Raw genomic sequence first — 12,545 nt, forward strand, 5'->3', positions numbered from 1 at the left:
CGGGAGAGGTGGGGTGGCCCCGGCCACAACAACCCGCCCCCTCACGTGCCCAGCCTCGCCGAGGTGGTCGAGACGCTCGGCCGGACCCGCAAGGCCGACCTGCCGCGCCACCTCGCCACCTGGCTCGACGCCCTCGACGAGACCGGGCGCTGGGCGCTCCTCAAGCTCGTCACCGGGAACCTGCGCGTCGGCGTCTCTGCCCGGCTCGCCAAGACCGCGGTCGGGGCGCTCGGTGGCCACGAGGCCGACGCGGTCGAGGAGGTCTGGCACGGGCTGGAGCCGCCCTACGCGACGCTGTTCGCCTGGGTCGAGGGGCGGGCCGAGCGGCCCGAGACCCTGAACCCGGCCCCGTTCCGGCCGCCCATGCTCTCCCACCCGATCGAGGAGGAGGCCGATCTCGACCGGCTGGAGCCGGAGGCGTTCTCGGGCGAGTGGAAGTGGGACGGCATCCGCGTCCAGCTCGTCGGCGGCCGCGACCGGGAAGGCCGCCAGGTCGCCCGCATCTACTCGCGCACCGGCGAGGACATCTCGGGCGCCTTCCCGGACCTCGCCGAGGCGGTCACCTTCTCGGGCGCCCTCGACGGGGAACTCCTGATCCTGCGCGAGGGCCGGGTGCAGAGCTTCAACGTGCTGCAGCAGCGCCTCAACCGGAAGGGGGTGACGGCCAAGCTGCTCGAGGAGTTCCCGGCCCACGTGCGGGCCTACGATCTGCTCGCGGCGGGCGGCGAGGACCTGCGCCCGCTACCCTTCGCCGAGCGCCGGGCCCGGCTCGAGACCTTCGTCGCGCGGCTCGACCACGCCCGCATCGACATCTCGCCGCTCGTGCCCTTCGCGACCTGGGAGGCCCTCGCCGCCGCCCGCGCCGACCCGGCCTCCGTCGGCGCGGGCCTGGATGCCGACGCCATCGAGGGCGTGATGCTCAAGCGCCGCAACAGCGCCTACCTGCCGGGCCGGCCGAAGGGACCCTGGTGGAAGTGGAAGCGCGAGCCCCACCTCGTCGACGCCGTGATGATGTACGCCCAGCGCGGCCACGGGAAGCGCTCGTCCTACTACTCGGACTACACGTTCGGCGTCTGGCGGGACCGGCCGGAGGGCGGCGCGGAGCTGGTGCCGGTGGGCAAGGCCTATCACGGCTTCACGGATGCCGAGCTGATGAAGCTCGACCGCTACGTCCGCAACCACACCACCAAGCGCTTCGGCCCCGTGCGCGAGGTCGCCTACGGCCCGGACGCGGGCCTCGTCCTGGAGATCGCCTTCGAGGGCGTGCAGCGCTCGACGCGGCACAAATCCGGGGTCGCCATGCGGTTCCCCCGCGTCAGCCGCATCCGCTGGGACAAGCCGCCGGCCGAGGCGGACCGGATCGAGCTTCTGGAGCGCATCCTGGCCCGCGGCGAGCGCGAGATCGCGCCGGGCGCGGGCCTGACCGGGGAGGGGACATGAGCCGGGGCCGGATCGGGAGCATCGAGGGTTTCTCGGCAGGCGAGGTCCGGCGGCGGGCCGGTGCGACGCTCACCGTCGCCACGCCCGGTCCCGGCTTCACGGACGTCACGGACGCCGTCGCCGGCTTCCTCGCCCGCAGCGGCGTGACGGACGGGTTCGTCACGGTGTTCTGCCGCCACACCTCGGCCTCCCTGACGATCCAGGAGAACGCCGACCCGGACGTCCGCACCGACCTGATGACGGCCCTCGACCATCTCGCCCCGCGCCACGCCGGCTACGTCCACGGCGCGGAGGGGCCGGACGACATGCCGGCCCACATCCGCACCCTGCTGACGGACGCGAGCCTGACGATCCCGGTCATCGGCGGCCGGCTCGCGCTGGGGACGTGGCAGGGCATCTACCTGATCGAGCACCGCGACCGGCCGCACCGCCGGGAGATCGCGCTGGCGGCGGTCGGGGCGTGAGAGGGTTCGGGCGCGTCGCGAGCAGGGTCGGGGGCCCCCGGGCAGCGTTCATCCGGGGGAGCCGCGCGGCCTGGCTGGCCTTCTGATCGTTCGCCCGGCTAGCTCAGATCGAGCGCCCGCAGCGCGCCGGCGACCCGCTGCCGTGCCGCCTCGGGGAGCGGCAGGATCGGGCGCGGGGGCGCGGCGTGGCAGAGCCCCATGAGGTCGGCGCAGGCGTAGACCACCCGCAGGCTGGAGAACGCCCGGAACAGGTCCCAGAGCGGCCGCATCCGCGCGTCGAGCCGCCGCGCCTCGGCGGCATCGCCCGCCCGCACGGCCCGGAGGATGGCGAGGCCGGCCTCCGGGAAGAGCCCGGCGACGACGCTGTACCACGCGTCCCCGCCCGCGATCAGCGCCTCAGCCGCGTGCCAGTCCCCGCTGTAGCCGAGGGGGAAGCCTTCCGGCACGGCGGCCCGCAGCGCCGCGAGATGGGCCGCGACGCCCTCCGGCTCCGGGGCGGGGCTCTTCACGGCGACGATGCCGGGGACGCGGGCGAGGCGCCCGACGAGGTCGGGGCCGAACCGGAAATGCGTGGTGCCCGGGTTGTCGTAGATGCAGAGCGGCAGGCCGCTCTCGCGCGCGACGGTCGCGAAGTGCTCGAACACCTCGTCGTCCGTCAGCGGCGTGTAGGAGACCGGCGCGAGGAGGCCCGCGGCGGCGCCCATACCCTTCGCGTCCTGCGCGAGCCGCACGGCCTCGTCGGTCCGCAGCGCGCCGACCCCGACGAGGAGCGGCACCCGGCCCGCCGTCGCGTCGAGGGCGGTCTCCAGCGCCCGGCGGCGCTCGGCGCGCGACAGGTAGGCGTAGGTCCCGGTGCTGCCGAGGAGGCCGATCGAGTCGACGCCCGAGCCGACGAGGCGGGCGAGCAGCACCCGCAGGGCGCCGGGATCGACCCGGCCCTCCGCGTCGGCGGGCGTGATCGGGAAGGCGGAGAGTCCCGTCAGGAGGGTCATGGGGCGGCCTCTCGAATGCGCCCCCTCATGCCCGAACGAGGCCGCCCCGTCACGTCCCGCGGCGCGTCCCCTCCGCTCAGGCCGCGAGCTGGAGGACGGCGCCGCGCGCCGAGGCCACCGCCTGCGCCTTGGTGTGCTCGCCCGTCGCGAGGCCCTCGGCCACGATGAAGGTGGGGTCGGTGATGCCCATGAAGGCCAGGACCGTGCGCAGGTAGCTCTCCGCGTGCTCGGCCGAGGCCGCCGCCGTCTCGCGCCCGTAGAAGCCGCCGCGGGCGAGGGCGACGATGACGCGCTTGCCGCCGGCAAGCCCCTCCGCGCCGCCCGCGCCGTAGCGGAAGGTCTTGCCGGGGACGACGAGGCGGTCGATCCAGGCCTTGAGCTGCGAGGGCACGGTGAAATTGTACATGGGCGCGCCGATCACCACCGTGTCGGCGGCGAGGAACTCCTCCAAAGCGGCGTCGCCGGCGTCGCGGACGGCCTGCGCCTCCGGCCCGAGCGGCCCCGCCGCGGCGGCGAGCGGGTGCGCGCTCGGCAGGCCCGCCACGGTGAGATGGGGCAGGCTCTCGCGCCCGAGGTCGCGGTGGACCACCTCGGCGCCCCCGCCCTCCGTGAGGGTCCGGACGACGAGGGCCGTCAGCTCGCGCGAGACGGAGGCGTCGGCGAGGATGCTGGTGTCGACGTGAAGCAGTTTCATCGGGTGACTCGGTTCCTTTTCGATACCGAATTAGGGTAAGGGTTCGCCGAACCGCCGCAAGACGGCACATTCTTGTTACGAAGGTTACACGGGTGTGACTGAAGTCCGTGATCACAGTTCGTCCGACTGTCGGAAAGTATCCCAGGTGCTCTCCCGCATCGGAGACAAGTGGAGCGTGCTCGTCATCATGCTCATCCGCGATCGCTCGCGGCGCTTCAGCGAGCTCAAGCGCGATATCGGCGGCATCTCGCAGCGGATGCTGACCCTGACCTTGCGCAACCTGGAGCGCGATGGGCTCGTGACCCGCACCGTGACGCCCTCCATCCCCCCGCGGGTCGATTACGAGCTGACCGCGCTCGGCCATTCCCTGGCCGAGCCGGTGCAGGCGCTCGGGTCCTGGGCCTTCGCCCACATGGCGCAGATCGACGCCGCGCAGGCCCGCTACGACGCGGGCGCGGCCGGGACGCGGGCGGGCGACCCCTGAAGGGGCGCCGGTCAGCGCCGGATCAGCACGACGCCGCCGATGAGGAGCGCGATCCCGAGGAGGCGCGGCAGATCGAGGGAGCGCTGGGCGAGGCCGAGCCAGCCGAAATGGTCGAAGGCCACGGAGGCGAGCATCTGCCCGGTTACGAGGAGGCCGATGAAGGTCGCCGCGCCGAGTTGCGGCACCAGCACGATGGCGAGCCCGATGAAGATCGCGCCGAACAGGCCGCCGCTCCAGGCCCACCACGGGATGCGCGCCGCGAGGCTCGCCGGGGGGAGGGGGTCGCGCAGCGCGAGCGCCAGCAGCGCCATGCAGGCGACCCCGACCGCGTAGCTCACGAAGCCCGACCACGCGGCCGAGTTCAGGGCAGCGCGCAGGTTCGCGTTCAGCACCTGCTGGACGACGATGCTGGCGCCCGCGAGCGCGGCGAGGCCGAGGGGGAACAGGGCGTTGAGCATCGGATCGGGCCCTCGCGCGGGTGGCGGCGCGCCGGGGCGGCGCGGAGCGCATTGACACCATCGCGAAGCCATGCCGTCAAATGCCCGTTCCCTCTGAGTCCATGCGGATCGGGCATGATGAACCCCGCCCATATCGACCTGTTCCGCGCCGTGCTGCGCCACGGCGGGATGACGCGGGCGGCGGCCGCCCTCGGCCTCGGCCAGCCCCATGTCAGCCGCGCCATCGCCCGGCTCGAGGCCGATCTCGGCTTTCCCCTGTTCGTGCGCGGGCACGGCAGCGCGCTGCCGACGCGGGAGGGGGAGGCGTTCGCCCGCGAGGTCGAGCGGACCTACGCGGGCCTCGACCATCTCCGCCACGCGGCGGCCCAGATCCGGGAGCTCGGCACCGGGCCGCTGCGCGTGGCCTGCCAGCCCGCGCTCGCCGCCGGCCTGCTACCGCGGGCGATCCGGCGCCTGATCGCCGAAGCGCCGGGCGCCCGCGTCGCCGTCCACGTGCCCGGCCCGGACACGATCTGGGCCTGGGCCGCCTCGGGGCAGTGCGACATCGGCCTCGTGCGCCCGCGCCGGGGCCATGCCGGGGTCGCCGAGGAGCCCTTCCTCGCGGTGGACGCGGTCTGCGCGCTGCCGCGGGGGCACCGCCTCGCGGAGAAGCGCCGGATCGGGGTCCGGGACCTCGCGGACGAGCCCCTGATCGCGGGCGCCGCCGGCGCCTTCCAGGAGGCGGTGGAGGCGGCCTTCGCGCAGGCCGGCCTCGCGCCCCGCTTCGCGCTCGCGGCCCAGTACACGGCCGCCCGCTGCGGCCTCGTGGCCGAGGGGCTCGGCGTCGCGATCGTGGACCCCGTGCCCGCGCGGGCGCTGACCGGCCTGCCCCTCGTGCTGCGGCCCTTCGCGCCGCGCCTGCCCATCGAGACGGTGCTGGTGCGGCCGGCGGGGCAGGCGCCCGGCCGGCTCGCCGGGCGCCTGATCGGGCACCTGATCAGCGAGCGCGACGCGCTCCTCTCCGGGCGCTGACCCTGGGCCCGCCTCAGGGAGCGGCGAGGCCCCGCGCGGCGGCCTCGGATTCCGCCGCGAGGGTGGCGAGGATGTCCGTCGCCGCCTGGGTCACGGCCGGGCCCGCCGCCTCCGGCGTGCCGGCCCGGAAGGGGGGCGCGGGCGCGTACTCGGCCACGAGCTGGGCCGTGCGCGCGTAGTCCTCCCCCCGCAGGCGCGCCGCGAGGGCCAGCGCGAGGTCGAGCCCGGCCGAGACCCCGGCGGCGGTGGCGCGGTCGCGGTCGAACACCACGCGCTCCGCCACCGGCACCGCGCCGAGGAGCGGCAGCACCCGGTCGCGCACGCACCAGTGCGAGGTCGCGCGGTAGCCCCGCAGCAGGCCTGCCGCGCCGAGGATCAGGGAGCCCGTGCACACGCTCGCGACCCAGCGGGCGCGGGCCGCCCGCTCCCGCAGGAAGCCGAGCGTCGCCGCATCCCGCATCTGGGCCGGCGTGCCGTCGCCGCCCGGCACCATGAGCAGGTCGAGCGCGTCCGGGCAGCCGGCGAACCCGGTCGTGGCCACGAGGCTCACGCCGGTGTCGCTGGCGACCGGCCCGGCCGAGGCGGCGACGAGGTGCAGGCTGCCGGGGGCGAGGCCGGAGAGCAGCGCCTGCGGGCCGATCACGTCGAGGGCGGTCATGCCGGGAAACAGCAGCATCGCGACGCGCACCGGCCTCCCGTCCGGCGGCGGGGCGGGCTCGGGCCCGGCGAGGCTCCGGGCCGCCCGCGGAAGGAGGAGGCCCCCGGCGGCGAGGAGGGCGGCGGCGGCGCGTCGGCTGATCACGGGCAAGCTCCCTGGCAAGCTCCTTGGGGCGAGGCCCGGCACGCCTTCCATCCGGACGGGCTGACACAATATAACAGCCCGACCCAGCCCGCCCTCAGGGGGGGGGGCGCCGCCCGCACCGAAGAGCCGCCATGCCCGACGCCGCGACCGACACCATCGAGCCCTCGGCCGAGAACGCCAAGATCCCCGTGACCGTGCTCACCGGCTACCTCGGGGCCGGCAAGACCACGCTCCTCAACCGGATCCTCACGGAGAATCACGGCAAGCGCTACGCCGTCATCGTCAACGAGTTCGGCGAGATCGGCATCGACAACGACCTCGTGGTGGGCGCCGACGAGGAGGTGTTCGAGATGAACAACGGCTGCGTCTGCTGCACCGTGCGCGGCGACCTGATCCGCATCATGGACGGCCTGGTGAAGCGGCGCGGCAAGTTCGACGCGATCATCGTCGAGACCACCGGCCTCGCCGACCCGGCCCCGGTCGCCCAGACCTTCTTCGTCGACCAGGACGTCGGCGACGCCGCCCGCCTCGACGCGGTGGTGACGGTGGCCGACGCCAAGTGGCTCTCCGACCGCCTCAGGGACGCGCCCGAGGCCAAGAACCAGATCGCCTTCGCGGACGTGATCCTGCTCAACAAGTCCGACCTCGTCACGCCCGCCGATCTCGACCGGGTGGAGGGCGAGATCCGCGCCATCAACCCCTACGCCCAGCTCCACCGCACCCGGAACTGCGCGGTGCCGCTCGAGGCGGTGCTGGAGCGCAACGCGTTCGACCTCGGCCGCATCCTCGACGTGGAGCCCGAGTTCCTGGAGGAGGGGCACCACCATCACCACGACGCCGACATGCAGTCGGTCTCCGCGAAGGTGGAGGGCGCGGTCGATCCCGAGACGTTCATGCCCTGGATCTCGAACCTGACCCAGGAGCAGGGCCCCGACATCCTGCGCTGCAAGGGCATCGTCGCCTTCCCGAACGAGCCGAAGCGCTTCGTCTTCCAGGGCGTCCACATGATCCTCGACGGCGACCTGCAGGGCGACTGGGGGGCCGACGAGGCCCGCGTCTCCCGCGTCGTCTTCATCGGCCGCAACCTCGACGCCGAGGCGATCCGCGCGGGCTTCCTGGCCTGCCGGGCCTGACGCTGTCGCGGTGAGCCGGCCCGGCCAGGCATCGGCGGGGCCGAGCGACGTCGCGCCCCGATCAGGCCCGCGGATGCGACCGGCCGTCTCGCCGTGTCCGTGCGGCCAAGCCGGTTCGTCGGGGCTCATGCCGGCCTGAAGATGCCTACGCTGCGCCCTGCAGCTCGGCTTCCGGCGGGCCCGAACGGTTCCCGGTTGCGGCAATCGATCTCGCCGGGAAAAGCCGATCGGGCGGGCGGGGTTCTCGCGGGAGGGGCCGGCCGGACCCGTCCTTCGCCGGCGGCTCCGGACGACGCCCCGCCCGTCAGCCGAATATCAACCCTTTCCGGGCAGGCTCCCGACAGAGCCGGGCCGGCGTATCGGGCCCGCGGAGTCGCGTGCCCCATGGCGTCCACCCTCGCCCCGCCGGCCGCCGGCGCGATCCTCGCCGGCCCTCCCGGCACCGGGGCTCTCCCGGCCGGGGCTCTTACCCCCGGCGCCTGGGCCGGCGTGCCGGTCCTGCGGGCGCTGCGCGGCCTCGCCGCCGCGCTGCTCGCGTCCTTCATCTTCTTCGCCTGCTTCGCCTTCTCGGAGACCTCGCCCTACGACATGGTCGCCGTGCCGACGATCCTGCTCTGGGCCTGCCTCGGGCTGCGGCTGCACCGGGCGGTCGTGCCGCTCGCGGGCCTGCTCCTGCTCTACCTCGCGGCGATCGTCGCGGCGCTGATCCCCTATCTCGACGAGGCGGTGCCCCGCACCTGGACGATCCAGCTCGCCTACCTCGTCGGGACCTGCCTGTTCTTCGCGATGCTGTTCTCGGACGAGACCGCCGCGCGCATGGAGCTCGCCCTCAAGGCCTACACGGCGAGCTGCGTGTTCTCGGCCGGCCTCGGCATCGTCGGGTATCTCGATCTCCTCGGCATCGAGGACCTGTTCTACAAGTACGGCCGGGCGTCGGGCACCTTCCAGGACCCGAACGTGTTCGGCTCCTTCCTGACCCTCGGCGCCCTCTACCTGATGCACGGCCTGCTCACCGGGCGCCTGCGCCGGCCGGTCCTGTCGCTGGCGGGGCTCCTCGTCATCCTGGCGGGCATCTTCCTGTCCTTCTCCCGCGGCTCCTGGGGCGGCAGCGCCGTCGCCGTGGCCGTGATGGTCGCCTCCGTCTACGCGGGCGCGCCGGCCCTGCGCCGCCGCATCGTCGGCCTGACGCTCCTCACCGCGATCCTCGGCGTCGTGGCGATCCTGGCGCTCCTCTCCGTCGACCACGTGGCGCAGATGTTCGAGGTGCGCGCCTCGATGACCCAGTCCTACGACGAGGGCGAGACCGGCCGCTTCGGCAACCAGATCCGCGGCCTCACCATGCTGCTCGGCCTGCCGATGGGGATGGGGCCGATGCACTGGCGCCTCACCTTCGGGCTGGAGCCGCACAATTCCTACCTCGGCAGCTTCGCCAACGGCGGCTGGCTCGGCGGCGCCGCCTTCCTCGGCCTCGTCCTCACCACCGCCTTCGTGGGCTTCCGCCTGATGCGCGCCGATTCGCCCTGCCGGGCGCACGCGCAGATCGTCTGGCCCGCCCTCCTGATGTTCTTCCTGCAGGCCCTGCAGATCGACATCGAGAAGTGGCGCCACGTCTACATGATGCTCGGCATGGTCTGGGCGCTCGAGGCGGCGCGCCTGCGCTGGCTCGCAGAACGCGGTTCTCGCACGCGTGTGTGCTGATTTTCGCCACGGGCCGGGGCACAGATCGTGCGATCGGAGTTCAGCGTGATTCGGGGCGAGACGGTGGAGACGAGGCTGCACGACGAGGCGAGGCGCCTCGCGGCCCTGCGCGACCTGCAGGTCCTCGACACGCCGCCCGAGGAGCACGTCGAGGCCGTCTGCCGCACCGCCGAGCGGCTGTTCGGGGTCCGCGCCGCCTTCGTCTCCCTGGTCGACGCCGACCGGATGTGGCTGAAGACGGTCTGCGCCCTGGTGCCGCCGGAGCTGCCCCGCGAGGCGAGCCTGTGCAACCACACGATCCGGACCGACGCGGTGCTGGTCGCCTCGGACCTGCGCCGGGACCCGCGGTTCGCGGACCTGGCCATCGCCCGCGAGGGCAGCTTCGGCTTCTACGCGGGCGCGCCCCTCGTCCTCGCGGAGGGCATCCGGGTCGGCGCCCTGTGCCTGCTCGACCCCGAGCCCCGCGCCTTCTCCGAGGCCGACGCCGAGGCCCTCGCCGACCTCGCCCGCGTCGTGGTCGCGCATCTGCGCCTGCACGGGGCGAACGCCCGGCACCGCGTCGAGGCCGAGGCCCGCCGCGCCCACGAGGCGACCATCACCGCGCAGGCCGCCGAGATCGAGCGCAGGGAGCAGGTCCAGGCCGAGGCGAACCGACTCCTCACCATGGCCGAGCAGCTCGCCCATATCGGCCACTGGCGGGTGGACCTCGCCGACGGGCAGCCGATCTGGTCGGAGGGGCTCTACCGGATCACCGGCCGCGCGCCGGGGAGTCCGGCGCCCCGCCTCTCGGTCTTCGCCGAGCTCTACCACCCGGACGATCGGGCCGGCCTCGTCGCCCTCGTGGACGGGGCGGTCGCGGCGGGCGCCGAGTTCGAGTTCGAGGCGCGGCTGCTGCGGCCGGACGGGACCTGCCGCAACGTGGTCGTGCGCGGCACCTGCGGCCGGGACGAGGCCGGCGCGACGGCCAGCCTGTTCGGCATCATGATCGACGTGACCGAGCGGCGCCGGGCGGAGGCCGATCTGCGCCGCAGCGACATCCGCTACCGCAGCCTCGCCGACACGCTGCCGCTCCTCGTCTGGACCATGCGCTCGGCGGACGGGGAGGCGACCTACGTCAACCCCTGCTTCACGGCCTATTACGGACCGATCGGCACGGGCCGGGCCGAGCGGATCGCCCGCAACCACCCCGAGGACGCCTCGGACCTCGAGGCCGCGTGGCGGCGGGCGGTCGCCACGGGCGAGGGCTTCACCGGGCAGTGGCGCCTGCGCCGGCACGACGGCACCTACCGCTGGCACAAGCTCGCGATGACGCCCGTGCACCAGCACGGGGAGGAGCGCTCCGTGATCGAGTGGCTCGGCACGGCTCTCGACATCGACGACATCGTCACCGCCCGGATCGCCGAGGAGGAGGCGCAGGACCTCCTCCACATCGCCCTCGAGGCGGCCGATGCCGGGACCTGGGACTGGGACATGCGCACCGGCGTCAGCGTCCTGTCGCCGGAGAGCCTGCGCATGTACGGCCTGCCCGAGGCCGGGGAGGCACGGGGCATCACCACCGCGGAGTGGACCGGCCTGCTGCACGCCGACGACGCGCCCGAGGCCTGGGAGACGGTGCGCCGGGCCATCGACACCCGCACCACCTACGCCACCGAGTACCGGGTCGGCGGGCGCTGGATCTACGCCCGCGGCCGCACCCTGTTCGGCACGGACGACCAGCCCTACCGCATGGTCGGGCTGCACATCGACATCACCGAGCGCAAGAGCGCGGAGGCGGCCCTGCGCGCGGCCACCGCGGAGGCCGAGCGGGCGAGCGCCTCGAAGAGCGAGTTCCTCGCGGCCATGAGCCACGAGATCCGCACGCCCCTCAACGGCATCCTCGGCTACGCCGACCTCCTGCTCGACGAGCCGAACCTCACCGCCGAGAGCCGGCGCCGCCTGGAGCTCGTGCAGGATTCGGGCGCGGCGCTCCTCACCGTGGTCAACGACATCCTCGACTTCTCGAAGATCGAGGCCGGGCAGCTCAGCCTCGACCCGGTCCCGTTCCCGCTGCTGCCGCTCATCGACAGCACCGTCTCGATCGTGAGAGGCAGCGCCCTCAGGTCGGGCCTGAGGATCGAGGCCCACATCGATCCGGCCCTGCCGCACTACGTCCTCGGCGATCCCCAGCGCCTGCGGCAGGTCCTGCTCAACCTCCTCAACAACGCGGTGAAGTTCACGCCCGCGGGCTCCGTCGCCCTCAACGTCCGCCACGCGGGCTCGGGGCCGGCGGGCGAGGGCCTGCGCTTCGAGGTGACGGACACGGGCATCGGCATCGCGCCGCAGCACCAGGACCGCCTGTTCAAGCGCTTCAGCCAGGTCGACGGCTCGATCAGCCGCCGCTTCGGCGGCACCGGCCTCGGCCTCGTGATCTGCCGGCACATCGTCACGCTGATGGGCGGCGAGATCGGCGTCGTCAGCGCCGAGGGGGCGGGCTCCACCTTCTGGTTCACCCTGGCGCTGCCCCGCGCCGAGGCGGCCCCGGCCGAGACGGCGCCCCGCGCCGCCCGCGAGGCGCCCGCCCGCGAGGGCGTCCCGCTGCGCATCCTCCTCGTGGAGGACGTGCCGCTCAACCAGGAGCTCGCCCGCTCCGTGCTGGAGGCGGAGGGCTTCGCGGTGGAGGTGGCGGGCGACGGCGCGGAGGCCGTGGCGGCCGTCGAGGCGGAGGCCGCCGGCGGCACGGGCTACGACCTCGTCCTCATGGACGTGCAGATGCCCGGCATGGACGGGCTCGCGGCCACGCGCCGGATCCGCGCGCTCGCCTCGCCGGCCCGCGGCGTGCCGATCGTCGCGATGACCGCCAACGTCCTGCCCCAGCAGATCGCCGCCCTGCGCGAGGCCGGCATGGACGACCATGTCGGCAAGCCGTTCCGCCGGGCCGACCTGTTCGCCACCATCGCCCGCTGGGCCGGGCCCGACCGGCGCGCCGCCGAGGCGGAGCCCGCCGAGGCGGCGAGCCTCGACCGCACCGCGCTCACCGCGCTGGAGGAGACGATCGGGGCGGCCCGCCTCCAGAGCCTGCTGTCGCTGCTCGCGGGCGAGCTCGGCGAGCGCTTCCGCCCCGGCGAGACCGACCGCACCCAGATCGCCCACGACGCCCACGCCATGGTCTCGGCGGCGGGCGTGCTCGGCTTCACGGGCCTCTCCGTGCTCTGCCGGGAGATCGAGGCGGCGGCCAATTCCGGCGCCGACCTCGCCGTGCCCCTGCGCCGCCTGGAGACCCTGCGCTCCGCGACGCTCGCGACGATCCGCGAGCTGCAGGAGGCGGCCTGACGCGACGCCACCCCACCTCTCCCGTCCGGGAGAGGGGGCCTGCGCCTCCCACCTCTCCCG

General features: G+C 74.3%; 11 protein-coding genes. 7 read left to right on the forward strand and 4 right to left on the reverse strand.

Translation table 11 applies throughout. The features are described 5' to 3' along the window. Positions 1 to 1,440: cisplatin damage response ATP-dependent DNA ligase (locus MOX02_RS14800; RefSeq protein WP_147026563.1), on the forward strand; the 1,440-nt coding region annotated here is incomplete at its 5' end. Next, positions 1,437 to 1,904: a secondary thiamine-phosphate synthase enzyme YjbQ gene (locus MOX02_RS14805; protein ID WP_147026564.1), complete on the forward strand. Its 468-nt coding sequence runs from the start codon at positions 1,437 to 1,439 to the stop codon at positions 1,902 to 1,904. The genes MOX02_RS14800 and MOX02_RS14805, both read left to right, overlap by 4 nt. Positions 1,905 to 2,002: 98 nt before the next feature. Here the strand turns inward: MOX02_RS14805 and MOX02_RS14810 are convergent, their stop codons facing one another. Both MOX02_RS14810 and MOX02_RS14815 read right to left on the reverse strand, forming a co-directional pair. Next, positions 2,003 to 2,896 (reverse strand): dihydrodipicolinate synthase family protein, encoded by an 894-nt coding sequence (locus tag MOX02_RS14810; protein WP_147026565.1) that lies wholly within the window; start codon positions 2,894 to 2,896, stop codon positions 2,003 to 2,005. 76 nt (positions 2,897 to 2,972) lie between these two features. Then, complete coding sequence (locus MOX02_RS14815; protein WP_147026566.1) at positions 2,973 to 3,590, reverse strand: FMN-dependent NADH-azoreductase; 618 nt, start codon at positions 3,588 to 3,590, stop codon at positions 2,973 to 2,975. A gap of 145 nt (positions 3,591 to 3,735) precedes the next feature. On the opposite strand from MOX02_RS14815, the gene MOX02_RS14820 reads away from it, so the two are divergent. After that, positions 3,736 to 4,074, forward strand: a complete 339-nt coding sequence (locus MOX02_RS14820; protein WP_373866745.1) for a winged helix-turn-helix transcriptional regulator — start codon at positions 3,736 to 3,738, stop codon at positions 4,072 to 4,074. An 11-nt stretch (positions 4,075 to 4,085) separates the two neighbouring features. On the opposite strand, the gene MOX02_RS14825 is transcribed toward MOX02_RS14820, so the two are convergent. Then, positions 4,086 to 4,532 carry a DMT family transporter gene (locus MOX02_RS14825; protein WP_147026568.1) on the reverse strand — a complete coding sequence of 149 codons (447 nt, stop codon included), beginning with the start codon at positions 4,530 to 4,532 and terminating at the stop codon, positions 4,086 to 4,088. A gap of 114 nt (positions 4,533 to 4,646) precedes the next feature. Between MOX02_RS14825 and MOX02_RS14830 the strand changes: the two genes are divergently transcribed. After that, complete coding sequence (locus MOX02_RS14830) at positions 4,647 to 5,543, forward strand: LysR family transcriptional regulator (protein WP_147026569.1); 897 nt, start codon at positions 4,647 to 4,649, stop codon at positions 5,541 to 5,543. A 13-nt stretch (positions 5,544 to 5,556) separates the two neighbouring features. Here the strand turns inward: MOX02_RS14830 and MOX02_RS14835 are convergent, their stop codons facing one another. Next, positions 5,557 to 6,342, reverse strand: a complete 786-nt coding sequence (locus MOX02_RS14835; protein ID WP_373866746.1) for a DJ-1/PfpI family protein — start codon at positions 6,340 to 6,342, stop codon at positions 5,557 to 5,559. 134 nt (positions 6,343 to 6,476) lie between these two features. Between MOX02_RS14835 and MOX02_RS14840 the strand changes: the two genes are divergently transcribed. The 3 genes from MOX02_RS14840 to MOX02_RS14850 all read left to right on the forward strand — a co-directional run bounded on the left by MOX02_RS14840 (position 6,477) and on the right by MOX02_RS14850 (position 12,485). Continuing rightward, complete coding sequence (locus MOX02_RS14840; protein ID WP_147026570.1) at positions 6,477 to 7,478, forward strand: CobW family GTP-binding protein; 1,002 nt, start codon at positions 6,477 to 6,479, stop codon at positions 7,476 to 7,478. A gap of 384 nt (positions 7,479 to 7,862) precedes the next feature. Continuing rightward, positions 7,863 to 9,176, forward strand: a complete 1,314-nt coding sequence (locus tag MOX02_RS14845; protein ID WP_238179240.1) for an O-antigen ligase family protein — start codon at positions 7,863 to 7,865, stop codon at positions 9,174 to 9,176. A gap of 63 nt (positions 9,177 to 9,239) precedes the next feature. Then, positions 9,240 to 12,485, forward strand: coding sequence for an ATP-binding protein (locus tag MOX02_RS14850; protein WP_147026573.1), 3,246 nt, complete (start codon positions 9,240 to 9,242; stop codon positions 12,483 to 12,485). The last annotated feature ends 60 nt before the right edge of the window (positions 12,486 to 12,545 follow it).

The sequence above is a fragment of the Methylobacterium oxalidis genome (assembly GCF_007992195.1).
In the GTDB taxonomy this organism is placed as follows: Bacteria; Pseudomonadota; Alphaproteobacteria; order Rhizobiales; family Beijerinckiaceae; genus Methylobacterium; species Methylobacterium oxalidis.